At 45.8% G+C, this 25,461-nt stretch carries 21 protein-coding genes and 1 pseudogene; 11 read left to right on the forward strand and 11 right to left on the reverse strand.

All coding sequences use genetic code 11. The annotated features are described in order from the left end of the window. Window positions 1-170: 170 nt before the first annotated feature. Window positions 171-461, reverse strand: a complete 291-nt coding sequence (locus tag QUB26_RS25880) for a hypothetical protein (protein WP_333245812.1) — start codon at window positions 459-461, stop codon at window positions 171-173. A 220-nt stretch (window positions 462-681) separates the two neighbouring features. Here QUB26_RS25880 and QUB26_RS25885 point away from each other — a divergent pair, with 220 nt between their 5' ends. Both QUB26_RS25885 and QUB26_RS25890 read left to right on the forward strand, forming a co-directional pair. Further along, window positions 682-2,256: a nucleoside transporter C-terminal domain-containing protein gene (locus QUB26_RS25885; protein ID WP_333245815.1), complete on the forward strand. Its 1,575-nt coding sequence runs from the start codon at window positions 682-684 to the stop codon at window positions 2,254-2,256. Window positions 2,257-2,635: 379 nt separating this feature from the next. Continuing rightward, window positions 2,636-3,241, forward strand: a complete 606-nt coding sequence (locus QUB26_RS25890; protein WP_333245870.1) for a DUF3318 domain-containing protein — start codon at window positions 2,636-2,638, stop codon at window positions 3,239-3,241. A gap of 22 nt (window positions 3,242-3,263) precedes the next feature. On the opposite strand, the gene QUB26_RS25895 is transcribed toward QUB26_RS25890, so the two are convergent. From QUB26_RS25895 to QUB26_RS25905, 3 genes and pseudogenes are all read right to left on the reverse strand, one after another. Then, window positions 3,264-3,911, reverse strand: coding sequence for a type I restriction endonuclease (locus tag QUB26_RS25895; protein ID WP_333245818.1), 648 nt, complete (start codon window positions 3,909-3,911; stop codon window positions 3,264-3,266). A 38-nt stretch (window positions 3,912-3,949) separates the two neighbouring features. Continuing rightward, window positions 3,950-4,285 (reverse strand): annotated as a pseudogene (locus tag QUB26_RS25900) (transposase); the annotation flags it as partial. Between the two features lie 20 nt (window positions 4,286-4,305). Next, window positions 4,306-4,563: a helix-turn-helix transcriptional regulator gene (locus QUB26_RS25905; RefSeq protein ID WP_333320291.1), complete on the reverse strand. Its 258-nt coding sequence runs from the start codon at window positions 4,561-4,563 to the stop codon at window positions 4,306-4,308. 151 nt (window positions 4,564-4,714) lie between these two features. Here QUB26_RS25905 and QUB26_RS25910 point away from each other — a divergent pair, with 151 nt between their 5' ends. Further along, entirely contained in the window at window positions 4,715-5,125 is a 411-nt protein-coding gene (locus QUB26_RS25910) for a hypothetical protein (RefSeq protein WP_333245823.1), read from the forward strand. A gap of 54 nt (window positions 5,126-5,179) precedes the next feature. Here QUB26_RS25910 and QUB26_RS25915 read toward each other — a convergent pair whose 3' ends face one another. Together QUB26_RS25915 and QUB26_RS25920 are read right to left on the reverse strand one after the other, a co-directional pair. Beyond that, window positions 5,180-6,982: a glycosyltransferase family 39 protein gene (locus tag QUB26_RS25915; protein WP_333320294.1), complete on the reverse strand. Its 1,803-nt coding sequence runs from the start codon at window positions 6,980-6,982 to the stop codon at window positions 5,180-5,182. 195 nt (window positions 6,983-7,177) lie between these two features. Then, window positions 7,178-8,392 carry a glycosyltransferase gene (locus QUB26_RS25920; RefSeq protein WP_333320296.1) on the reverse strand — a complete coding sequence of 405 codons (1,215 nt, stop codon included), beginning with the start codon at window positions 8,390-8,392 and terminating at the stop codon, window positions 7,178-7,180. 140 nt (window positions 8,393-8,532) lie between these two features. Here QUB26_RS25920 and cofH point away from each other — a divergent pair, with 140 nt between their 5' ends. Next, window positions 8,533-9,678, forward strand: a complete 1,146-nt coding sequence (cofH, locus tag QUB26_RS25925; RefSeq protein WP_333320298.1) for a 7,8-didemethyl-8-hydroxy-5-deazariboflavin synthase subunit CofH — start codon at window positions 8,533-8,535, stop codon at window positions 9,676-9,678. 44 nt (window positions 9,679-9,722) lie between these two features. Here cofH and QUB26_RS25930 read toward each other — a convergent pair whose 3' ends face one another. Then, a complete protein-coding gene (locus tag QUB26_RS25930) occupies window positions 9,723-10,385 on the reverse strand; it encodes a Uma2 family endonuclease (RefSeq protein ID WP_333205838.1) in 663 nt (220 codons plus the stop codon). 166 nt (window positions 10,386-10,551) lie between these two features. Next, complete coding sequence (locus QUB26_RS25935; RefSeq protein WP_333245838.1) at window positions 10,552-10,815, reverse strand: hypothetical protein; 264 nt, start codon at window positions 10,813-10,815, stop codon at window positions 10,552-10,554. 215 nt (window positions 10,816-11,030) lie between these two features. Between QUB26_RS25935 and QUB26_RS25940 the strand changes: the two genes are divergently transcribed. Further along, on the forward strand, window positions 11,031-11,273 hold the full coding sequence (locus QUB26_RS25940) for a helix-turn-helix domain-containing protein (protein WP_190745066.1): 243 nt from the start codon (window positions 11,031-11,033) through the stop codon (window positions 11,271-11,273). 31 nt (window positions 11,274-11,304) lie between these two features. Here QUB26_RS25940 and QUB26_RS25945 read toward each other — a convergent pair whose 3' ends face one another. The 3 genes from QUB26_RS25945 to QUB26_RS25955 all read right to left on the reverse strand — a co-directional run bounded on the left by QUB26_RS25945 (window position 11,305) and on the right by QUB26_RS25955 (window position 15,241). Then, window positions 11,305-12,246, reverse strand: coding sequence for a hypothetical protein (locus QUB26_RS25945; RefSeq protein ID WP_333320300.1), 942 nt, complete (start codon window positions 12,244-12,246; stop codon window positions 11,305-11,307). Beyond that, window positions 12,236-13,756: an AAA family ATPase gene (locus tag QUB26_RS25950; RefSeq protein ID WP_333320302.1), complete on the reverse strand. Its 1,521-nt coding sequence runs from the start codon at window positions 13,754-13,756 to the stop codon at window positions 12,236-12,238. The genes QUB26_RS25945 and QUB26_RS25950 overlap by 11 nt, the downstream gene beginning before the upstream one ends. A gap of 246 nt (window positions 13,757-14,002) precedes the next feature. Further along, window positions 14,003-15,241 carry an LL-diaminopimelate aminotransferase gene (locus tag QUB26_RS25955; protein WP_333104794.1) on the reverse strand — a complete coding sequence of 413 codons (1,239 nt, stop codon included), beginning with the start codon at window positions 15,239-15,241 and terminating at the stop codon, window positions 14,003-14,005. A 113-nt stretch (window positions 15,242-15,354) separates the two neighbouring features. Between QUB26_RS25955 and QUB26_RS25960 the strand changes: the two genes are divergently transcribed. The 6 genes from QUB26_RS25960 to QUB26_RS25985 all read left to right on the forward strand — a co-directional run bounded on the left by QUB26_RS25960 (window position 15,355) and on the right by QUB26_RS25985 (window position 25,403). After that, window positions 15,355-15,495 carry a hypothetical protein gene (locus QUB26_RS25960; protein WP_332950583.1) on the forward strand — a complete coding sequence of 47 codons (141 nt, stop codon included), beginning with the start codon at window positions 15,355-15,357 and terminating at the stop codon, window positions 15,493-15,495. 146 nt (window positions 15,496-15,641) lie between these two features. Next, the gene (locus tag QUB26_RS25965; protein ID WP_333245841.1) at window positions 15,642-16,733 is read left to right on the forward strand and encodes a hypothetical protein; all 1,092 of its coding nucleotides are present in this window, start codon (window positions 15,642-15,644) and stop codon (window positions 16,731-16,733) included. 240 nt (window positions 16,734-16,973) lie between these two features. Further along, the gene (locus QUB26_RS25970) at window positions 16,974-18,716 is read left to right on the forward strand and encodes a DUF3352 domain-containing protein (protein ID WP_333320305.1); all 1,743 of its coding nucleotides are present in this window, start codon (window positions 16,974-16,976) and stop codon (window positions 18,714-18,716) included. 1,356 nt (window positions 18,717-20,072) lie between these two features. Beyond that, on the forward strand, window positions 20,073-24,386 hold the full coding sequence (locus QUB26_RS25975) for a CHAT domain-containing protein (protein WP_333320307.1): 4,314 nt from the start codon (window positions 20,073-20,075) through the stop codon (window positions 24,384-24,386). After that, window positions 24,386-24,592, forward strand: coding sequence for a hypothetical protein (locus QUB26_RS25980; RefSeq protein WP_333245853.1), 207 nt, complete (start codon window positions 24,386-24,388; stop codon window positions 24,590-24,592). Before QUB26_RS25975 ends, QUB26_RS25980 begins: the two co-directional genes overlap by 1 nt. 142 nt (window positions 24,593-24,734) lie before the next feature. Continuing rightward, window positions 24,735-25,403, forward strand: a complete 669-nt coding sequence (locus tag QUB26_RS25985; protein WP_333320309.1) for a dynamin family protein — start codon at window positions 24,735-24,737, stop codon at window positions 25,401-25,403. Window positions 25,404-25,461 lie beyond the last annotated feature (58 nt).

The following is a 25,461-nucleotide window of genomic DNA, read 5'->3' on the forward strand; positions in this document are numbered from 1 at the left end:
GCCCGTCCAAAAAGGACGGGCGGGACGCCCATCCCACAATAACAATTAAAATTGTAAGTTATTTAATTCGCGATCCTAACTGGCGCTAACATATCTAAATGTAGGGTGCGCCGAGGCACACCTTACCCTAATTTTAAATAGAATCGAAAATCGAAAATTCTGTCACCGTTCTAAAAATCATCATCAGGGCCCTCATCAGGGCCCTCATCCGAGTTCTGATCGCGACGCACAAGTTCAGAAGGAGGCCTATCGTTACTCCATGCCCACCACACGGAATCGCACTGGCAGCGGTAAAATTCTTGCCATTTGCGACGGTTGAACTCGGTATATACTGGCGATCGACGATTAATCCAGACATCAGCGGCATCCGTGCAGCTAGCGCCGCACTTGGGGCAGCAAAACTCATTAGCGTGAACCGCCGTCGCAGTCCATTCAGGAGGATGTGGAGCAAAAGCTTCCATGTGTTAGAGTTTCTATCTAAACTGCTGGTAATTACGGCAAATCAAGGGTTGCTAAAGATCCGCAGAGTTCGGAATGACCTAAGCAATGACATAAGTACGCTGTTGAGTGCGTAATTCATCTGCCCGTTATTTTTTTTAGCATTTGCCGTCAGATGAATAGTATAACTGATGTGGTGCAAGCCGTCGATCGGCATTCTCAGCTATTTCAAGGACTAAGCTCATGTCTATCTACAATCTTATCTCGTTTCTGGGCATCTTTGGCCTGTGTGCGATCGCCTGGGTTTTCTCAGAAAATCGCAAAGTTCAGTATATACCTTGGCGCGTCATCATCTGGGGCATTGGCCTGCAATTAGTCTTAGGATTTTTAGTATTCCTGTTCCCCCCAACTCGCATCGCCCTAGAGTGGTTTACTAGCTTACTGGATGGAGTATTCACCGCTGCTGACGCTGGAGCGAGGTTTGTATTCGGGAGCAATGTTGTACCCATACCTGGTAAAGAGCCGGCAGTTAATTTAGGATATATTTTTGCCTTTAGAGCTTTACCGACAGTCATCTTTTTTTCTGGCCTCATGGCCTTGCTATACAACATCGGCGTGATTCAAATTATCACCGAACTTTTTGCCAAAATATTTTATACGACAATGCGCTTGAGTGGTGCGGAAGCCCTCAGCGGCGCAGCCAATATTTTCGTAGGAATTGAAGCCGCAATTGTCGTCAAGCCATATTTGCCAAAAATGACTCGTTCCGAACTTTGTGCAATCCTCTCTTGCTGTTTTGGGACGGCCGCTTCTTCAACTTTAGCAATTTACGTTAGTTTTCTAAAGCCTGTTTTTCCAAATATTTTAGGACACTTAGTTTCAGCCTCAATTATCGCCATTCCCGCTTGTTTTGTCCTCTCCAAAATCTTAGTACCAGAAACAGACACACCCCTGACAATGGGCGGCATTCCCAAGGAAGAACGGAAGCCTAAAGGCCGCGAGTTTGTGGGCGAAGAAATTTCCGAAATGGACGGCGAAGCGATGCCACAAGAGACAGTTGGAGGAGAACCCATCGAACGAGTCAGCCCTCTCGATGCAGCGATAATTGGTGCATTGGACGGTGTAAAAATGGCTGTGGCCATTGCCGCTGTTTTGATTTTGATTTTAGGCTTAGTTTCCTTAATCAATCAATTCTTTGGTTGGCTGGCAATTTTGCCCGGCCCAATTGGGGGCTTTTTCAAAGTTGTCACCTTAGCCAACATTATGGGATTTTTATTTTATCCCCTGACGCTATTAACAGGAGTGTCCATTGACGACTCTTGGCAAGCATCAGTAATCATCGGACGGCGACTGTTAGAAACAGCGATTCCGCCCTATCAAAGTTTAGCAGAAGCATCGGCAAAAGGACTGGTGAGCGATCGTACAGTTTTAATTGTCAGTTACGCCCTTTCCGGCTTCGCCCACTTAGCCTCCGTCGGCATATTTGTCGGCGGTACGATCGCCCTAATTCCATCCCGCCGCAAAGACATTTCCGAACTCGGTTGGAAAGCATTATTTGTCGGCACCTTAGCCACAATGATGATCGCTTGCATCGCCGGCACCTTCGACACCGGAGACGCCAGCATTTTAGGCGCTAAAACAGCCCCTGTTGCCCCGCTAACAGCCCCTGAATCTCTAAAATCACCGCCATCCCCAGCCGCGAATTCAAAGCCGTCAGTTGCCCCAGCAATTGCCAGTCCGAAGCCTTCGGCTAATACCGAAAAAGTGGCTCCGAAAGCTCAAGAATCTCCCTCTCCCGCATCCAAGAAAAACCCTTAATAATCTTCTATTGACTTGTAGGGGCGGGTTTTTCCAACAATATTTAACTCCCGTTAAAAATCTACAGAAACCCGCCTGCACACAACCAATAACCTACATCAACTTTGCTTTCGATAAAACAAGTTAGGAACGGACTCTGACCCAAGAAACCGGGTTTTTTACCAAATCTGTGGTTGTCACAAAGTATTCTCGCAAAAACCCGGTTTCTGGCCACCCGTGCATCAGATTGCGATTTGCCCTTGGGTGAGTGAGGGCGGGTTTTAGAGATTGTAGGTTTTAGACAATTATGGTTGGTGAACCCGCCCCTACAAGCCCCTGATGGATGTTGTTGTTTTTTATGCCGATGCAAGCAATTCCCAATTCCCAATTCCCAAAATTTATGAATCCCGAACCAGAAATTCGCCGCCTGTTAGATGTGATGCCTGCTTCCGGCCGCATGATGTGTAAAATTATTAATAAGCCACAACAATCAGCGGTAATTGACTGCGATTTTCCTTTACCTTGGAATCAATCTCGCCCGATTTATATTAATTTTGATTTGTGGCGGCTGCTATCTAAGCCGCAGCGGGATTTATTGCTATTGCGGAATGTAAGTTTTCTGTGCAATTTTAAGTGGTTTAAACCGGATATTTATCAAGGTGCAGCTCTGGCAGGAATTGTCGGGACTGTTGTAGAATTGTTGCAGCCAGATGCGGTCGGCACTGCGATCGCGGGCGGTTTGACAGGACTCGCCATGACTCGAATTTGGCGCGACAACCGCAGTTCCCAAGTAGAGTTAGATGCTGACGAAGGGGCGATTAGAGTCGCGGGAAGGCGTGGTTACAACGAAGCTGAAGCGGCCGGACATTTACTTGGGGCGATCGAGGCTGTGGCGCAAATTGAAGGGCGCAGTTTGGATTTTAATGAGTTGATTCGGTGTCAAAACTTAAAGGCGATATCGGGTATTTCGGCAGTGGGCGTACCTGATAGTGTGAGGAAAGAGTAATGCGATCGCAAATTATAACCATTCATCTCTGTACAGACAAACTAACAAGTTGCTTGAGAACCCGCATAGCTTCATTTAAGCCATTATTGCGACTATTGGAAATACTAAATAAATCTGACAGCGCATATTGATTTATTTCCCCGCGCAGCAGCTTCAGGAAAATATATTCTTCGCCGTTACTTATCATCCCAAAAGTAGAGTTTTCGGGGTAAGGATTTCCCATCATGTATGCTAAAGTCTGGGGAATCGCCCGCGAAACACTGAAACCATATTCTTTACTTTCAATTACCACTATCCAAAATTGATTTTGAATGACTAAAGCATCAATCCGCCCCTGTAAAACCCGATCTTCGTCTTCTGTGACAATCTCCACTTTCAGAGACTGTTCGCCTCTAATTCTAAAAGGCAAATCGCATAAACCCATGACATCGAGGAGAGGATGCAGCATGATAATATTGACTGTACCTTCCGAAATTTCATCTCCTTCTATATAGGAAAAATAGCGATTTTTCAATCTGTCTAAAGAAGCTATTTCACTTGCCGTCAATTCGGGTAATTCCCCCAGCCATTCGGTAAATGCTAGGGGATTGCTGCTGCGAGTTAAATTGAACTTAGTGCGGAGATCGCTCAATTTTGTAATTGCTTTACTAATAGCAGTTTCTTGAATCATAAACTTGTTTATCTATCTACATTGTTAATTGTATCATAATTTTTTATTCTCAAATCAACGCACGGCTATCAAGTCGCTGGACTGAACTACGCACCGCGCTAACTTTACAGCGTGGTGCAATACGATTGCCTACTTATTTTGAGGTGGCGTTTGCCTAAAATCTGCCTAGCCTTGCTTCGGTTTTTTGAACCTTTTACCTTTCTATATACAGGACGTTGACAATGCTTAAGAACTTTTTCGCCTTGACGGCGGAACTTGGGATTTTCAACCATTACTCGGTTTGAATCGGTGTAATATTCCTTTAACCCCACGTCTAAGCCAATAGTGTTCCCAGAGGGTTCTGTGTTTTCTTTTCTGTCAACATCAATGCAAAATAGATTATCAATCTATCCCCCTATGGCTCCTCCTCATCTACTCGCCGACTGAGATAATCCGGCAACTCATCAAAACATACCCCCACCAAACGGCAAAAATCCCTCATTTGTCGAACAGTCATCGTAGGTTCGTCTCCCTTTTCCCATCGCCGCACCGACGAAGCCGACACCCCCATCCGCACAGCCAACTCTTCTTGGCTCAAGTTAGCGTCCTCTCGCAGTCTCCGAAAAGGCAACTCATTTTCTGGTTGCCGTTGACGTTGCCTTTTTTTTACCATATTATTATAACAGCTTATTTTAATCGCCTAATTTAAGCGGTTAAATGACTTGAGATAGGCACAGCCATAGCCAGAACAGACTGCACTAAAAATAAAAGGTGCAATTCTGTCACTTTTCTATGGGCAAACATACCCAATTTAGAATACAGCCATGAACACCCCAGAAACTGCGAATGCCTGGATTATTTACCGACTCCTGCCCAACTTTCAGCGCTTACCTGTCGCGCAATTTCTCAGCCGCAGCGAAGCAGAATCTTCCCTGAAAGTCATCCGGCAAATGCTACCCAATACCGAATTAATACTTGCTTTCGAGGTTGGGCCAGAAAATCCAACTACCGAACCGACTCAGCCCCCTGCTAAAAAGCCAAACTTGCAAACTTCAGTTAACCAAGAACTCTTGAAACTTTTCATTATCAGTTCTCGTCCTGTTGTTTCCCGTGTCATTCATTCTTTTCACCGCGATAATTTTGCCTGTGTTTCTGACTGGAGTCCGCTTGTCCCAACTCAAAATCCCGGTGAAGTGATGAGCGTCTTAATTAAACATTTGGCCGCTGACTCTTAGTGACGGTCTAGTTCCCGCCTTGGTAGGGGCAATCCCTCGGCGATCGCCCCTTACCTATGACCTAGAACAGTGATAAACTTGATATTCATACCCATCCACCGCAGGCAAATCGCGCGATTCAACCTGACATTTTTGTGCTGCTAAATTGACAGGTGCGCGAAAGTTCACCAACCACAAATCTAGCGGACGTTCCAATTGACTGAGTGTTTTGTCAAGTGTCCCTGCCGCTATTCCTGGTGCATCCCTTCTCTGATTAGCCAAAAGAAACAGCGGAGAATCAAAGGCTTTAACTTCTTCTTTCTTCCTAACATCCGTTACATCCGTTACATCCGCTACAAAATCCGTTGCCGAACTTCTTTCCCATTCCCACCCTATCCCCATCAACTCTCCTATTTCTACATGAGTCTTTTGAGTAGTGGCAATTAACACGGGAACTTTCGATAATTCGCGGACAATCGGAATTAAAAGGTCTGGTTTGTAATATTTGCGATAGCCAAGATTGGAATTTACTGTGACACCGCTAAAAAAACCCATTACTAAAATTAGCAGAACTGCTTTTTTGCCCGGAACTTCGATCGCCCGTAAATTAAACCATTGACTTTTTGCTGTAGGTGTGTTAAAAATAACCGCCAAGGTTGCTCCTAAAAGCAATATCACCCCCGGAAAGTAGACGAAATTGTATCGTGCGCCGCGAGTTAGGTCAATCCCTAGAATATATGCAAAGCTGAAAAATTGGAAAATTGCTCCTAGCACAAATCCGCCGAAAATAACAGTACCTAAACGAGTATCGGGCGTTGTTAAGGAATTTTTAAGAGCGCTAAACAGGATGGGAAGCACCAATATAAAAAATATTGTCATTGCGATCGCCGATACAACTACTACTGCCAAATTTGGCGATTCCACCGGCAGCAGAGAGATGACAGTGATCCATCCAGCTAAAGCTTGAAAAATCGGATTAACCCAACTTAAAAATGTGCGATCGCCGCTGACAATCCAATTAGTTAGTTCGCTGCCGTACTTGTTGGACAAAAAGACCGGCAACCAAACTAAACCGCCAGCCAAAGTGCCGATCGCTACGGCTAAAAGCCGCCAGATGATTTGAAATTGCCAAATATTAGGCTGCTGGCTGTTGTCAATTGCCAATTTTCCATTAAACTGCTGCCAGATTACAGCAATTAATGCTATTGCTTCCGCACACAAAGTCAGTACAAAAAAGTAGTGAACCGCAATTCCCAAACAATTAACAACTACCCAAAGCAGCACCGCCCAAATAGGCAGGGGAGCGCGCTGTTGCAGCTTTCTTGCAGCTAATACGAGGCAAAAAAGAGAGGCAATAACTAATAAGATTCCTAAAGTGTAATGGCGAGCTTCTTGAGCGAGATAAATGCCGTAGGGAGAAAGTGCCATCATCGCGGCCGCACATTGACCGACTAAACGGGAATTAAAAGCAAACTTGCCTAAAAAGTAAATAGCGGGAACTGAAATCACACCCAATAATGCAGGAAGAGCTCGCCCTATCCAAACTAAACTATCCTCGGTCGGCCCAAACAGTTGCATCCACCAATGAGCGAGCATAAAATATACTGGTGGATGGTTGCTTTCTAGTAGCAAATTGCGGAGCACGTCGGCGGTGTCAGCATCGGGGCGCAATTGCAGCGGTTGTAATAATGTAGAAAGCTCGATCGCGCGATCGATCGGCACACCGCGAAAACTGTTGCCCAAACTAAATACTAGAGTCGAAAACTCGTCTGTCCACAGCGGTTTCGAGTCCAAATTGGCAAAGCGCAAAATCAAGGCGATCGCCGTCCACAGAAATAGCAACAACAGTTGTTTGTTCTTAATCATTAATTCAGTCAATCGATTTTAGATTTTAGATTTTAGATTTTAGAATTGAAGCATTGACTTGCGCGAGATAAATCCGGGGGCTTGTATCCTAGATGCTTTCGGTCATTCAAAGGCATAGGGCAGGAGACCAATTTGTCATTAGCCATCAGTCATTTTATCCATTATCAATTACCAATTACCCATTTCGCATTACCCATTTCCCATTACCTACTTCACGTCCGTCACCCGCCAACTCAGCTTCATATTGATCCAGAAATTCCACAGAGTCACAGTTGCGATCGCAATCAACTTAGCCCAATATTCGTTTACCTTAAAAACATTAAACAGCACATTCACCAGCAGCACATTTATCATCAAGCCAATCAAACAAATCACATTAAATTTTAACAGCCGTTTCAAGCGCTGGCGCTTTCCCGGCTGCCGCTTAGAAATATCACCAAAAGTCCATAAATCGTTCCACAAAAAATTATTGAAAATTGCCACTTCAGCAGAAAAAATGGCACTGCGAGTCAGCCCCAAACCGAGGACAGTCCGCAGCAAGTAAAAAACTCCCATATCCACAAAAACGCCGCTGAAACCAACCACGCCAAACCGCAGGAATCGGCCCATCGGCCAGCGGGCAAAGCGCAACCGAAGCAAATGTTGCAAATACTCAATATACTGTTTCCAGGTAACTTTGCTCTCCCCTTCTTGCCGCTCGTGAAACACGTAACCAACTTCTCCAATCCAGCGGATATCGCCTCTGCCGAGCACTTCAATCAATATTTTGTAGCCAGCAGGATTCATGGTTTTGCCCGCTATGCAACAGCGCCGCACCATAAAATACCCGCTCATCGGATCGGAAACTCGGCCCACCACTCCCGGCAGGATCACCAACCCCACGGTTTGAGCGCCCCGCGATAAAAATCGCCTGACAACGCTCCAGTCGCTCACCCCGCCCTCGCCCACGTGACGACTCGCAGCGGCCAAATCGGCTCCCCGCTGAATTTCTGCTAAAAGCTGCAACAGCGTCTCCGGGGGATGCTGCAAGTCGGCATCGATGACGCCCAAAACCTCGCCCCTAGCCGCCTGCCACCCGCGAATCACCGCTGTGGAAAGTCCCCGCTCGTCTTCCCGGCGCATCACCCGCAATTGCGGATATTCCGGTGTCAGGGAAAGGGCGACTTCCCAAGTGCGATCGGGGCTGTCGTCATCGACTACAATTAATTCGTAGTTGCCGGGAATGATGCCATCGAGCAATTGGCTCAATTTTTCCACAATACTCTGGATATTCCTGGACTCGTTGTAGGTGGGAATGACGAGGGAAAAATAAATTGACGGTGTGCCTGCGTCTACAAAAGTTGAACCGAAAGTCTGTATAGCAGGAATTTGCAAGGGCCCCGACGGCACTGGCAATACCTGATTTGGTTGGTAGCTGCCCATAATTTCAGTGTTCAGAAAGTCAAGGATAGTTTGGTAGAACTTGAGATTGTAAAATATCGTTCCTCCATAATTGATTAGTTAAAATATAAAAACGCCTTAATTCTAGTCAGTAATTCTGTAATTGAGTTAAAAAGAAAACTGTGGATGCAATTCTCGATCGAGCTTTACAAGGTTATAACATTTCTTCTGCAGAGGCATTGGTACTTTTGCAGCAAACAGAGCCAGACGCGCGAGCTTCTATTCAAACAACCGCTGACTTGCTCCGGCGCCGACAATCAGGGGATACTGTCACCTACGTTATCAATCGGAATATTAACTTTACTAACATTTGCGAGCAGCATTGCAGTTTTTGTGCATTTCGCCGCGACGAAGGAGATGAGGGCGCTTTTTGGTTAGATGCAGCTCAAATTCAGGAAAAGGCAAGTGATGCAGTGCAGCGGGGTGCCACGGAAATTTGTATGCAGGGGGGCTTAAATCTTCAAGCTAAGCTCAACGGCGCATTTTTACCTTATTATCTGCAATTGGTGAAAACTATTAAGGATAAATTTCCGCAGTTGCACTTGCACGCTTTTTCGCCGCAAGAAATAGAATTTATTGCCAGAGAAGATAATCTTAGTTTCAGCTATGTAATTTCGGCTTTGCGGGATGCGGGAGTTGGTTCGATGCCGGGAACCGCAGCGGAAGTTCTCGACGATTCTGTGCGACGGGTGATTTGCCCGGAAAAACTAAATTCGGCAACTTGGCTGGAAATTGTGGGAACTGCTCACAGTCTGGGTTTGCCGACAACGAGTACGATGCTTTGCGGGCATATTGAGACTGCCCAACAGCAGGTTTTGCATTTAGAAAAAGTGCGATCGCTCCAACAAACTGCGATCGACCAAAACTATGGGGCACGCATTACAGAATTTATTTTACTACCATTTGTCGGACAGGAAGCACCGGCACCTTTGCGGAGTCGAGTCGGCCGCGACCAGCCAATTTTAGCAGATACATTGTTACTCACCGCTGTATCGAGAATCTTCTTAGGCAATTTGATTACCAATCACCAACCGAGTTGGGTAAAATTAGGTTTAGATGGAGCTACAGAAGCGCTGAAATGGGGCTGCAATGACATCGGCGGTACATTGATGGAAGAGCACATTACAACGATGGCTGGTGCGGTTGGCGGCAGTTGTCAATCTGTGGAAGATTTGCAAAATGCGATTAGTTCTTTGGGGCGGAGTTATCAGCAAAGAGATACAATTTATCGACCTTTAGGGGTTGACAATTTGGCAGTAAGTGTGTGATTTTTTGGATGGGAAGTGCGAAGCCCGTAACGTCTCCTACGAGTTTAGCCGTTAGCGAAGCCCTCGGAGAGGATCGCACTTTCAAATTCTTCTAGCGCTTGCAAATTTCCCACCTGCCAAGCACGTTCCACTGTAGCAGGAATCAGTTGGGCGATCGCGATTTCTGGAAAATTCGGACTCATATCGGATTCTACATACTCTCCATCTTGCAGCAAATAAATGAGAAGTCTGCCACTGTCATAAACCCATACTTCGGGAACTCCAATCATTTTATAGGCATCTATAGTAGTTTTAGAAGTTACATCCGTCTCAATTGCTAAATCCGGCGGCGGAGCGTCGGGTTGCAGTCTGCGGCAGCCGATCATCCGTTGATAATTTAGAATGTAAAAGCAAGCATCAGGTTCAACTCCTGCTGCACCTTCCCGTTTGAAAGTAGTAGAACCAAAAGGTTGGTATCTTCTGCCCGCCGACTTGAGTAAAATTTTGACAATATCAGAGATTAAATCTCTGGGAATTTCGTGTTCTGGTAAAGGAACCATAATTTCTAAAGTTTCTTTGCTGTAAGCAACTCGTGCCGAGCGCTTTTCTCCTAATTCCTGCAAAATAGACTCAAATTCCAGCCAAGTTATATTGGGAATAGTTACGACACTACCGGGAGAAAGCGTTATTTGGCTAACGGGTTTTAGGACGGGGGTGATAACAATCATAAGCTGAATAGGGAGCTAGTTGTTAAGTTTGTGCCAAGGGCAGGCAGGATGCCTACCCCACAAGAGTTTTTGGATATATCTGTTGAGTTTAGCACGGGCAACCAGAAGAGATTCGCGATCGCACTTTTGACTCAATTCTAGAAAGCTCGATCGCACATTTATGACTTCATTGCAGCCGGATTAATTTGACTAACAGACTCATGATTTCTCCCCGATCGGGTGTAATAATGATGCGATTGTCGGGAATGGCGATGGGATGAGTCCAACGAACAGCTTCCTCGTAGCGCAATGCGTGCAGTTGGTGGATAGTTCGCCGTACCCCCAGCGGCGAACCGATGATGACGTGACGGACTGCTTCGCGATCGCCCTCAAAGGTTTGGTTGGTTAAAACATTGGGCGATGTTTGGTTCGACGATGAATCTTGCAACATAGCTTTGACCAATAATTTTGGATAGGTTGGATGCTTTGTAACGGTAAAACCGCGTACAATAACAAGTTGAAGAAAAGACAGCAATTCCCCTACAGCACAAGTGGCTTACCTGGTGCGGTCTAATCTTTATTAGCTTAAATCTAAATTAATTTAGGGTAGATGTCAATTATTTTAGGCAAAACCCAAATAAATTAATATAACTTAACAAATAGCCTATGGAAACCTCAGAAAGAGCCGATCGATCGCCCCTAATGCGACTGAGAGTTCAGCGGTTTATGACTCAAAAGCAGCTAGCAGAAGCACTTGGCGTTACGGAAGCGACGGTAAGCAACTGGGAAGCTGGGCGATCGGTACCGAAGCTAACGCCTGTTCAATACAAGAAGTTGCTAGAGATTCTGCAAATTACCTCTGCTGAATTACCAGACCAATTTGGTTTTCCTAGCGATGCTGATGGATAGAAAATGGAATATTATAATTGAGGCGTTTTATTTAAACGAACTCATACAATGTTTTGAAAAAAAAAGGAATATGAGACTTAACATCGCTACTTTGCTCTGAATAAAATCTTCCAATTTCTAACGATAGTTGCTCTCTAAATACCCAATCTTCCCGGCTAAAGTCACCGGAGGGCTTAATTTGATGCCAATAATCCTTAGCTTTTTTAATTGTCAGCAAAACTGCGATCGACTGATTCCTATGCGTTTCATCTACAGCATTTTGAAACCGCTCTTTCCACGAAGCCTGAAATGCTTGAACTTCACTACAATCCAATCCCGAACAGTAACTAATGCGATCGAAGGCTCTCTGTATGTTGTTTTGTAAATCCAAGTCGCTACAAATTGCATCAGCCATATCCCGATAAATATTTGCGAGTACCGCAGGATTCCCCTGATAAATGGGCTTGTTACAACAATTGTCAAATATTGGTTGAAGTTCAGGTGTCAGAAAATATGCTTCTTTATGAATCAAACCTGTAATCCAGATCCGATGCTTTGCTGCGTTTTGCTCTTTCACCTGCGATTTTTCGTAAAGATTCCGAAAAATTGCTTCTGTATCTGTAAAAATATAATTGTCGATCGTTTGCAGTTGCAAATCTAAATCTATCATTGCAAAAAGTCGATCGGGATCTAAATATGAATTAGTGGTATCCTTTTCGTGTAATATTGAAAGAGTAAAGTAGGTGTCTATTACATCTTTGCGATCGCCACAGTTAAAAAATTCCGGTAATTTCTGTTTCCACCATATCGGAACGCAAGCCTTATAAAAGTTGGCATCTGGCATTTGCTCCATTGCTTTATAAGCTTGAGGTGACTCTCTACCCTGCGTCTTCCGAATATCACCTTCGCACAATACCACAATTTTGTTTTTAATTCTGCGAGATTGAAGAATTGCCTCACAATGTTTTTTTAGCTGTTCTGGATTAAGACTCATTTGTAATATTAGATTCTTGTTTGATCAGTTTTGGCTCTATTTCTTTAACGTGAGCAGGTGTCAGAGCTTCACACAATGCGTAGGAGTGAGTTGCGAGAATATATTGATTGCTGGGAGCCCACTCTTTGAGGTCTGATATAATTTGATATTGCCAATCTGGATGAAAAGCAATTTCAACTTCATCCATCAAAACAATAGCATCTTCTATGTTGCGAGACTTAAGCCATATATAAATGCTGAGTCTTTTGAGTTCACCGTGACTTAAATCTTCTGGATATAGTTCTATAGTTTCACCATTTTTCTCTAATTTTAAATTTACTCCCGAAAGGTCTTTGTCAATATTTATTGTTTTACAGCTTAATAAAAATCTTAATTCATTTACTAAGGTTTGATAGCTGTTACCATATTTACCTGTTTCTATAGCTTCTTTAAAATCTTTATCTCTAGCAGCTTTAAAGGCTTCAATGAGTAAATCTACATCCAGGAAGTCATAAGTAAAAAATCCTTTTAATTGAGATTTGGATTTTTGAAGTTTATCGAAATAATGCTCATTTGTCTGACTGTGGCTTTTAAATAATAGTTCTCTAGTAGATCTATCGAGAAATAGAAAAACTTGTGTGGAGGGTGCTGCTAAAAATATTTTATCTGAAATTATCTTTAAAAAATCGTTTGTTTCTTTCCTATCTATATTATTTAAATGACAGAGTAAAGCTTCCTTTTGCTGATTATTTGAATTTTTTTCACTTGAATAGTTACATATATATGTCATATTTTTTTCTTCTGTTAAATATTCAATTATCTTTTCCCAAACTTCCTCACAGCTTCCATACGTAGTTTTCAAATTATTTAGATTATTTTCAACTTCTTCTACTCTGTGTTTGATTTCGTCTTGAAAACTTTGAATTTCTTTAATAGATACATTTTTTTTGGAGTTAACAACAGATATTAATGCTGAAACTCTTGAATTTGATACCAATTGTTGCATAAACCAAAATTCGCTTTGAGCCGTCTCAAACCTTTGTTGATCGTCTTCAATGTTTTTGATTGTATCTAATCGATGACTACTGAGTGTTAAGCTGTTCTTTACTGCTTCTAAATCTGCAATTTGTTTTTCCATTTCTTTAAATTGTCTTACAGGATAAAAAGTGATATCTTCTGTATTTTTGATTTTAATATTTAAAGACGCGGACTTTTTGAGAAAAGAATCTTTGCAAGCAAAAAAAATAATTTGAACTATTTTTTTGTCATTCCAAATATCAATAATTGCTAAGGTTTTTTTATGTTCTCCATCAGCTACTTTAAATCCTTGAATCAAGTTTTGTAAAAATGGTTTTTTATCGTTATCTACAGAACAGTGCAGCAACGCAAAAATTAACTGCAACAGCGTACTTTTCCCGCCACCATTTTGACTACCCAGCGGAAAAATCTTAGGAACAAAATCCTTTTCAAAAGTGATGTCAATGTCCTTTAAACCGCGAAAATCAGGAACTTGAACTCGTAGCAAGTGCATAAAAAACTCCTGGTGTTGGGTTGCATTTTTTATTGAAACCCTGAGCCACAATCATTTTAGATTATAACTCACATCTTGCACCATTTTCATGAACAGGCAAGATGCCTGTTCCACAACATATCAATTTCTTGTGGGGTGGGCATCTTGCCCGCCCACTTGAACAGGCAAGATGCCTGTTCCACAACATATCAATTTCTTGTGGGGTGGGCATCTTGCCCGCCCCAAAAAGACTGAGCTCTCGCCCTTTTAAACCTTAAACTTCTCCACAATCCGTCTCATCGCTTCTTCCACATTCTCCCGACTATTAAACGCCGAAATGCGGAAATAACCCTCACCCGCCGCACCAAAACCCGAACCGGGTGTTCCCACCACATTGCAAGTTTCCAGCAACTTCTGAAAGAAATCCCAACTCGACAAACCGTGAGGCGTTTTCACCCACACATAAGGTGCATTTTCGCCACCAAAAACCTCGATTCCCGCCGCTGTCAATTTCTCGCGAATAATCGCAGCATTTTCCATGTAAAAATTGACTAATGCCTGAATTTGTGCTTTGCCTGCCTCCGAATAAACCGCTTCAGCACCGCGCTGCACGATGTAAGAAACTCCGTTAAATTTAGTAGATTGGCGGCGGTTCCACAATTTCCAAATTTCGACATCGGAACCATCTGCTGCTTTTCCAGTCAAAGTCTTCGGCACAACTGTCAACGCGCAGCGAGTACCCGTGAAACCAGCATTTTTGGAAAAAGAACGAAATTCGATCGCACAATCCCGCGCCCCTTCAATTTCGTAGATAGAATGGGGTAAACTCGGATCGGTAATATACGCTTCGTAAGCCGCATCGAAGAAAATAATCGAACCGTTAGCCTTAGCATAATTTACCCAAGCTTGCAAGTGTTCCTTGGTTGCAGTTGCCCCGGTCGGGTTATTCGGGAAACACAAGTAAATTAAATCGACTTTTTTGTCGGTGGGAATTTCCGCAGTAAAATTGTTTTCTGCTGTAATTGGCAGGTAAACTAAGCCGCCGTATTCGCCATTTTCGTTCGCATCTCCCGTGTGCCCAGCCATCACGTTAGTGTCTACATACACCGGATACACTGGATCGGTAACTGCGATCGTGTTATTGTTGCCAAAGATATCGAGAATATTGCCGCAATCGCACTTAGAACCATCAGAAATAAAGATTTCCGAAGCATCAACATCGCATCCCCGCGACTTAAAATCGTGCTCGGCAATTTTCTCCCGCAGCCACTCATAACCTTGTTCCGGGCCGTATCCTTTAAAGGTATCCCGCGAGCCCATATCTTCCACCGCCTTCACCATCGCCTCCCGACAAGCAGCCGGTAGCGGTTCCGTTACGTCGCCAATCCCCAGCCGGATGATGGGCGCTTGGGGATTCGCCTCTGCATAGGCTTTCACCCTGCGCCCAATTTCGGGAAACAGGTAGCCAGCTTTGAGTTTGAGGTAGTTGTCGTTGATAGTTGCCATAGTTCGATCGCTACAAATGTCGTAGAATAGCTTATACCATTTTAGATTTTAGATTTTAGATTTTAGATTTGAAGAATTGAAGAATTGAAGAATTGAAAAACTGGGAATGACTGATGACTATGGGGGTTGGCAGCTTGCAGGCAGTTGCATTCTGTTTTGAAATTGGTATTACTACTAATCGTCTTTCTCAAGCAAAAGGAAGTTCGGCAACAAATTTTATCAGGGATTTAACGGATTTAACGGATGGATATTGAGGAGCGAGGGAAGATTTTCCCCGTTCGGACACTCGAACACTCGGCAAATCCGCCATCACAGGCAATCTGCAGAGTCGCTCACAGCTATTGACAAAAAAATCAAACTATCTTGTATAATCAAAATAGTGTGCAGCGCAGAAACAATTATGGACGAGATCGAGTACGCCAAACTCTATCAGGAACTGGCGGCAATTCTGGATGAGTTTAATTTGGGTTGGGTAGTGCAACAAGTAGCGGATACTGTAGAGATAGGCAAAGTAATTGAAGAGCGATCGCTCAAAAGAAAAACACCTCTGCTCAAGATAGAAGATTATACCGCAAAAGAACAACTTTTGCTGTTAATTAATGCTGTCGAACAAGCGACGGTCAACACTTCCGAAATGGAAGACGAAATTGCTTATTTCTTGAAAGTAGAATCAGAAACCTCACCCCTCGGCACAAAAATTACCTTTGCCAATTCAGGTGCAGAAACTGCCAAAACAATTGAGTTTACCTCCAGCGTCACAGCCCCCCGTCACAAACAGGCGATCGCCCTCAAGCACTTGCTGGAAAAACTGCCCTCCGGGCCCAGCAACTACGCCATCAATTCCGAAATTAAAAGCAAATTAAAAAGCTCGATCGATCCCGATTTTAACACCGCGGCAGAACAATCCAGAATTTTTGACACTTACCTCTTCACTATTCTGCTAAAAGCAGTTGCTAATGAAGGCGGTACTATTTATTACAACAATGTTTTAGACGACGAAACACCGAAATATTTAACATTTAGAAAAACAGCGGGAAAAATCCACGGAACTGCACATCCATACACTCATGCTGTTGTGGAATTTCCCGACAAACCAGCCCTGGAAGTTCACCTAGGAGTAAAAGTCCAAGGTAGAGCCGGAGTTCTGCACAACTGTAATGTTTTAATTTTGTACCAAAAAGAAGCAAATATCTGTCGCTTGCTCAACCGCGAACCCCGACACTCGCAGGTAATTTTAGCAGTAAAATCGGAACACAGCACCTCAGAACTTAAACTAGAAATGGCTGGTGCTTTTATCGGCTTAGCATCAGACATTCGCTACGAAGGTGGCAGCTATTTCATTTCTAACAGTTACTCACAACCCGTAGCCAAACTGCTAACTACTGCTCGCAAAAAATGGGAACACAACATTTTTCCGAGAGCCACAAACGATGTCCACCGACTGATGTACTCATTTCAAACTATCTTTAAAGACTTTAAGGCAAGAAATTGATTCAGTTAATCAGGACTAAGGCCAACTGTCACAAAAGTCTTGCTACATTTTTTGTGTTAGGTTTCGTTTCACGAGCCTAACCTACTGTCTGATTCAAGTAAGGAATGTTTTTCTGGTTGTTTCCGGAGGGGTAAATTCGAGTTTCCTAAATTTGCCCGGTTAAATGTATCTGCTAATGTATCTGCTACATGAGCCAAGAAAATAATCTATCATGTTGCGAGCACCCGAACCTTACGAATAATGTTTAAGAAAGATAAATCTTCCCTGTTGTTTACGATCGGAGCCGCCACACTTCTGATCGGTTTAGGCTTTGTCACGTACTACCTCGTCATTTCCCGTGGGCCCGCCAAAGATTTGCCGCCGGGGGCAACGGTTGTCCCGCAAGATACGATGATGGCCCTATCCATCAGCACCGATGAATCGCAGTGGAATAGACTGCGAGAATTTGGCACGCCGGAGTCAAAAGCTTCGTTTGAGAGGTTTTTAACTCAAATGCGCGATCGCCTGCTCACAAGCAACGGCTACGCCTACGGGCAAGACATTCAACCCTGGGTGGGTAACACAGCAATGGTAGCCTTTCTCCGCAACAAAATAGCTATACCAGCCCCCTCGCCCGCACCCAACACGCCCCCATCTCCGCCAATTCAACAGTCAGTGGCAATTATCCTGCCAATTGCCAACCCAGTCAAAGCCAAAGAATTATTAGCAAAACCCAGACCCCTTAGCCAAGGAAAAATTGTTGAGCGTAATTATAAAGGGGTGCAAGTCACAGAAACTCAAGGCGTACCCGATCGCAATTTCTCCGTCGCGGTACTCGGCACAAGGTATCTAGCAGTCACCACAGATCCTAGCGCTACAGACAGAATAATCGACACCTACAAAGGCGAACCTTCCCTAGCAAAAACCCCTGGCTATGCAGACGCCATAGACAAAATAAAAAGTCCGGGAGCCTTCGGTCAAATCTACGTCAATATGCCCGTTGCCGCCGCCTATGCCGCCGCCAACTCAGCCCGCGAAATTTCGCCAGAAAGCCTCGAAAAACTGCAACAAAATCAGGGATTTGCCACCACAGCGACGCTGGAAGAAGAAGGAATTGCCTTCAAATCAGTCTCTTGGCTAAAACCCGATTCTACCAGAAGGATAGCAGTAGAAAACAATGCTCTAAAAATGGTTAACCGCCTGCCCAACAATACAATAATGATGGTATCCGGCGGCAACTTGCAGCGTTTGTGGCAAGACTACGTATTGGGAGCCGAGGCCAACCCGATTTCCCCGATTAATCCCCAAGTTTTACGCACAGGTTTAAAATCCACTACGGGCCTGGATTTAGATAAAGACTTAATGAACTGGATGGCGGGAGAATTTTCTCTATCATTAATACCGGCGCCCGCCCAGAATCCCAGAGACAAATTTGCTGCCGGATTTGTATTTATGGTGGAAACAAACAACCAGGGCGCCGCCAACAAATCCCTGAAACAGCTTGATGAAACGATGAAAACTAAAGGATTTAGAGTGGAGGAAATTCAAGTCGGCGGCAAACCGGCGATTAAATGGACATCGCCGTTTGGAGGGATTACGGTAACTCGCGGCTGGATGAACAATGTAGCGTTTATGACAGTAGGAGCTCCCGTGGTGGATGCGATCGTTCCGGCACCAAAAAGTCCGCTTTTAAGCAGCGAACTGTTCCAGAAAACAGTACGATCGCAACTTACACCCCACAACGGCAATTTCTTCATCGACACCGAGACGGCGTTTAACCCGAAAAACCTAGCTTTGCCGGAGTTTCCTCCCAGCCAAAAAATGTGGATAGACGCCACGCGGTCGATCGGCGTTACAGCGGCCGTCATTGGCGATCGTACCACCCGTTATGACGCTTTTGTCGGTCTCAAAAAATCCACCCAATCCACTCCTTCACCGCGCCCTGCTTCACCGCGCCCTGCTTCTCCCAGTCCCTCGCCCACTGTCCAAACTTCACCCAATTAACTCTTAAATCCTGCCACAAATCCGGCTGCACACCCCCTTAACCACCAACAGGGCGATCGATTAAAATCCCAAACCCGCCGATCGAAATCGGCAATAATCGAGTTGACTATAAGAGGGAAATAGAGCCGGATTTAAGGAGTTTTACTTCACAAAACCTCACACAAAAAAGCCCAAAAACCCGGTTTTTTATTTAAATAAACCGGGTTTCTGAACACCCTAACAATTTGACTTACTAAAGAAGAATTCAGCAGCCAGAATCCAGAAGGGATTCTGTGCGACAGGATGGAGAATCGAGGTTTAAAGCCCCGATTTTAATCGTGGATCACAAAAATTCTTTCCGTGACCCTTAACTCTCACTTCAGGCAGGGGGTATTCAGAATTCTGAATTCTGGATTCTGACTCCTTCTCATTTCTGCTTTTCATAATTTTACTTTTCGGCAAATGTAGAGTATTTTTTGTTTTGTATAAAATATTTGGGGATGTTTCCGGGTCAGTCTTGGGGGAGCATCTCATATTTGTAAAAACACTTCTTCTGGCTCCTTCCTTCTGACTCTTTCCTCCTGCCCCGCAGCAAGAGAGCCTTCTGCCTCACAACTCCAATTTTGGGCTTGCCTGCTTTCATTGAGATGCTCCCAGTCTTGGACGCAAAAACCTAGTTTTTGAACCCCTCTACTTCCTTCATACTATCAATAATAGTTAAAAGCCCCGGTTCCTCCCGGTGGGAGTGCCTCTAGAAAAGTATTTTTTGTGTTTTTTTATTAATATGTCATGCGGAAGATACAGAGCCTAGCCATTTCGAGTTATATTTAGATTGTGGAGAAGATACGCTGAGAAAATTGCAAAACCAGAGGCCAATTCTACCCATTGACTCCTAAATGCAATTGCAGTCAGAAACCAGGTTGCTTCATAAATATAGCGTCTTCAACAGTTCTGAAAAACCTATGCAGATATTGGCATTCCTAGTCAGCACCTGTACAACATCGGAACCGGCAGTCAAGCATCTTAACTGACTACGTTCATCTGGTCACGACACCGTGATGTAAACGCCAGCAATATGCACTGTCGAAGGCGATTAAGGAACGAGTGAACAGGTTGATAGCCAAGCGTATCGCTTTCCTAAGCAGGGAACGTGAACCTTTACCAGGCAAACCTTACTTAGCAATAAGACTTACAGAATAGCTCACAAATACCCCCTCTGAAAATGAGGGGTAGATTTCCAATCTTCTACGCACATTGACCAGAAACAGCACGGATGTGCAGATATTTATTGACACAGCCGTAAACCCAAGTTTTTTCTACAAAGCCGGTTTCTTTACCTAATTTCTGTGATTTATATATTTTACCCATTAAAAACCTATGAAAACCGTCAAAAATATTCAAAAAACGTCGAAATCCCTATCTAAAGCAAGAATAAGCAAACTGGCACTTGCTCTGCAAATAGTCTTAATAAATCTTTACTTTGTGCAAGCAAAAGCTGAAGGTCAAACAATTGTGCCAGCGGCGGACGCAACGGGTACTACCGTCACTCCCGCAGCGCAAAACGGAACTCCTGGGCAGCCAACTCGCTTCGATATTGAAGGCGGACAATTATCGAGCGATCGACAAAATCTTTTCCACAGCTTTACAGAATTCGGCTTGTCGGAAAATCAGATTGCCAACTTTATATCAAACCCGAACATTCGCAACATTTTAGCGGGAATAGGCGGTGGCAACCCCTCGATTATTAACGGCTTAATTCAAGTAACCGGCGGCAATTCTAACTTGTTTCTAATGAATCCATCCGGCATCATATTTGGCAACAGTGCCAGCTTAAACGTGCCGGCTTCTTTCACAGCAACCACCGCCACCGCTATTGGATTTGGTTCAAACTCGTTTAACGCTGTCGGTAGTAGCACTTACACATCTCTGACAGGCGTGCCCAATTCCTTTGCTTTTGGGGCCGATCGAGCTGGGGCAATTATCAGCACGGCAGACTTAGCAGTCAAGTCAGGGCAGAATTTAACCTTGCTCGGCGGCACCGTTGTCAGCACAGGCAGCCTTTCTGCCCCAGACGGTCAAATTACCGTAGCATCAGTCTCCGGGACAAATTTAGTGCGTGTCAGCCAGCGAGGCAATTTGCTGAGTTTGGAAATCGAGCCGCCCTCAGCGACGAGCCCAGGAACAGCGCCAACAGCTTCGACATTCTCGATCGCATCCTTGCCCGAACTGCTCACAGGCATCGGTGAAACGAACGCTACAGGCCTCAGCGTCAATGCCAACGGTGAAGTGGTACTCACGGCCTCTAACCGAGCAGTAGCTGCGGGGGACGTGGCACTAAAAGATGCAAACGCTCGGGCGATCGACATTCAAGCAGCCAACAGCATTGCAGTCAGCGGAAACCTGACAAGTTCCCAAGGCGGCCCAATCGCCCTAGAAGCTAGTGGCGACATTCGCACTGCGGATCTCGACTCCGACTCCGACACCACCGCAGGCGGCAACATCACCGTCACCAGCCGTACAGGAAAAGTAGAAACAGGCAATATCAACGCAGGATCGATCGACAAAAACAGCAACGCCGGAGACGTTAGTATTGCAGCACCCTCAAGCAGCATTCAAACAGGTTTCATAGACGCCAACTCCGAAGAAAAACAAGGTGGCGAAGTCACCCTCAACGCGCGCAACGATATCGAAGTAACCCATATCAACACCGAAGGTAGAACAGGCGGAGGAGAGATTGATATTACAGCCGGCGGCAATTTCCGAGCGACAGGCACTTTCACAAACGATAACAACTGCTTGTCGCAAGCTTGCAGCATTTCCGCATCCACGACTGGTAGCGCCAATGGTGGAGATATCACCATTCGCCACGGTGGCGAAGCCTCGAACACTCTTTTCACCATCGGGCCAGACTATAACAGAGTCAACGGTACTGCTGGCAGCATTGCCACCGGCGGTCCAAAGAAGGAAAATGTGATTACAAAGGGAGGTTATTTCAGCCCCAACCCTCAGATAGTACAGCCGACACAAATTAACATTACGGCTTCTTCAGTATCGCCAGCACCAACACCAGCACCCGCAGCGACACCAACACCCGCAGCGACACCCGCACCAACACCCGCACCAACACCAACACCCGCACCAACCCCCGCACCCGCAGCGACACCAACACCCGCACCCGCAGCGACACCAACACCCGCACCAACACCCGCACAAACACCCGCACCCGCACCAACCCCAGCACCCGCACCCGCACCAACCCCAGCACCCGCACCCGCACCAGCACCAGCACCAGCACCCGCACCAGCACCAGCACCCGCACCCGCACCAACCCCAGCACCCGCACCCGCACCAACCCCAGCACCCGCACCCGCACCAGCACCAGCACCCGCACCCGCACCAGCACCAGCACCAGCCCCAGCACCCGCCCCAGCACCAGCACCAGCACCAGCACCCGCACCCGCGCCCTTACCCGCGCCGACTCCCCCGCGAGCATCCCTACCAGCGCCAGCACCCGCGCCAGCACCCGCACCCGCGCCAGCACCCGCGCCCGCGCCAGCACCCGCGCCAGCACCCGCGCCCGCGCCAGCACCCGCCCCAGCACCCGCGCCCGCACCAGCACCCGCGCCCGCACCAGCACCCGCGCCAGCACCCGCGCCAGCACCCGCGCCCGCGCCAGCACCCGCGCCAGCACCCGCACCCGCGCCCGCACCCGCACCCGCACCCGCACCCGCACCAGCACCCGCACCCGCGCCCGCACCCGCGCCCGCACAAACATTAACGCCGACGCCAGCGCCAGTCCCAAATCTGCCACCAGCACCGACAATTACTCAAAATCCAGCGCCAGTCCCAAATCTGCCACCAGCACCGACAATTACTCAAAATCCAGCACCAGTCCCAAATCTGCCACCAGCACCGACAATTACTCAAAATCCAGCACCAGTCCCAAATTTGCCACCAGCACCGACAATTACTCAAAATCCAGCACCAGTCCCAAATTTGCCACCAGCACCGACAATTACTCAAAATCCAGCACCAGTCCCAAATCTGCCACCAGCACCGACAATTACTCAAAATCCAGCACCAGTCTCAAATCTGCCACCAGCACCGATAATTACTCAAAATCCAGCACCAGTCCCAAATCTGCCACCAGCACCGACAATTACTCAAAATCCAGCACCGGTCTCAAATGTGCCACCAACACCAACAATTACTCAAAATCTAGTGGTTGCGCCTGCTGCTGCGCCGATAAATCTCGCGCCGACACCGGAGCTCGCAGCCAACCAGCCACCCAGCACAAATCGTTTATTTTCGCCTAGCTTGCAAGAGCAAAACCAGATATCTAATTCCTTGCAACAGCGCATTTCACCTCCCGCGTTTGGGAATCTTGAAGCTTCCAAGTTGCCCACTAACGTCGGCGCAGTTATTTTTCCCGTCGAGGAGAGATTTACCAGTGAGTTTGTCGATTACCTAAATTTGCCATCAACAAATACGATCGCCACCCTAGAAGATGCCCAAAATACCCTTCGCGGCGTCCAACAAGCCACAGGCATCAAACCAGCTCTCATTTATATCAGCTTTGTACCCAGGGGTTCTACAGTCGATCGGCCTTACAGCAGTTCCCCCATCTTGCGCGTAGAACAGCAAATTCAAGCCTCTGACGAACTGGAAATGATGGTGATCACCCCGGAAGGTGTGCCCGTTCGCCAGCGCGTCCCTGGAACCTCTCGCACCGAGGTAATGGAAGCTGTTCGGAAATTTCGCGATGAACTGACTAATCCGGTAAAGCGCAACACTAAAAGTTATTTGCCGTTGGCTCAGCAACTCTACCTGTGGATGGTAGCGCCGCTCGAAGCAGAGTTGCAAGCCAAAGGCATTGAGAATTTATCTTTTATCTCAGATATGGGGTTGCGATCGATACCGATGAGCGCCCTGCACGACGGCAAAGGCTTTCTGGTAGAGCGTTACAGTGTTGGCTCGATGCCGAGTCTGAGTTTGACGGATACCAGCCTCGCCAATTTCAAAAATACCCAAGTTCTGGCAATGGGGGCGTCGCAATTTCCAGAGATGAGTCCTTTACCTGCGGTGGAAATAGAAGTATCGACAATCACGCCGCAGCAGTGGCCGGGTAAGTCTTTCTTGAACGAAGCTTTCACCCTGGCAAATTTGAAATCGCAGCGCCAGCAGTATCCTTTTGGGATGATTCACTTGGCTACTCACGCCGAATTTCGATCGGGAGCCCCTAGCCAATCCTTTATTCAGTTGTGGGATACTAAATTGCGTTTGGATCAGTTGCGGCAAATGAATTGGCACAGCCCGCAAGTTGAAATGTTAGTTTTGAGTGCTTGCAAGACTGCTGTGGGCGATCGAGAGGCCGAGTTGGGCTTTGGCGGGTTAGCCGTGCAAGCCGGGGTTAAATCGGCTATGGCGACTCTTTGGTATGTCAGCGACGAGGGCAGTTTAGGATTGATGACGGAGTTTTATGGGCAGTTAAAAACTGCTCCGATTAAAGCAGAAGCACTGCGGCTAGCGCAATTAGCGATGTTGCGGGGAGAAGTGCGAATTGAAGGGGGGATGCTGCACACTTCTGTTGGCAATCTGCCGTTACCCTCGGAATTGGTAAACACGACGAGTCAGAATTTTTCTCATCCTTATTATTGGTCTGCTTTTAGAATGATTGGTAATCCTTGGTAATGAGGTTTGTTTTAGTCGATCGATTGTTGGCTAATTGTGCAGGAGTTCGATCTGTGGCGTTGGGGAATATGGGTATAATCGATCGCAATTTAGAGCGCTCCTTCGGCGTTTTTGCGATCGTTTCAAACCTGACTTCAGCAACGCCCGCCGATCATCTAATTAAAGATATGCCACAATCTGAAGAGCCTGTTTGTAACTTTATTTAAATAAAGTGCGATCGCCTCGGGACAGGTTATAGTATTATACCGAGAGTCATAATTAAACAGTGCTGCTGTCAGCCCTCTATGAGTGGCGACTCAAATATGTTAACTAGAATACATATTCACTATCAACACCGGTATTGAACACATGAGTAAACAATTATACAAAGTTTTTGACGAAGTAGAATTCAAAGCTCAACTGCTTGCTAAATACTGGAATAATTTTTCTACAGAAATTTCTGAACATTTACCCGATACATATCAGCCTGAGATACAAAAGCTCTCCAGTAAATTAGACGAGGCTTTAAGCACTCTGGTTGAGGCACTCCGTAATCCAACTCTGACTCTTGCGACGACAGGAACCACCAGTAGTGGGAAAAGCACTTTGGTAAATTTGTTATGTGGAGCCGAAATTGTCCCCGTAGCCGTAAGTGAAATGAGTGCAGGGGCAGTCACTATCGAATATAGCAAGGAAAAGTCTCTAATAATCCATGAAACACCAGGAGCATTGTGGGAATGTGGAGAGTGGAGAGGTATCAGAGAGGAAAAAATTTATCAGCGCTTATACCAAGTAATGATAAGTTATATCGAAAACCGAGAAAAACAACCGAATTTAGCTTGCCCACAATCTACAATATTTTACCCTTTCAGGCTTGTCAAAGAGTCTAAACTGGAACTACCACAAGGAACAAGGGTAAAAATTCTTGATTTACCTGGTTTGGCCTATGTGGGCGATCAAGGTAACGCAGATATTATTAAACAGTGCCGAGAGGCATTGTGCATAGTCACATACAATAGCAGGGTAAACGCATCTTAACTGGAACCCAAAATATGCTACAGTTAAATCCGACTAAATTTCAATGTAGTTTGTTGTA

It is taken from the genome of Microcoleus sp. B4-C1 (assembly GCF_036705285.1).
In the GTDB taxonomy this organism is placed as follows: Bacteria; Cyanobacteriota; Cyanobacteriia; order Cyanobacteriales; family Microcoleaceae; genus Microcoleus.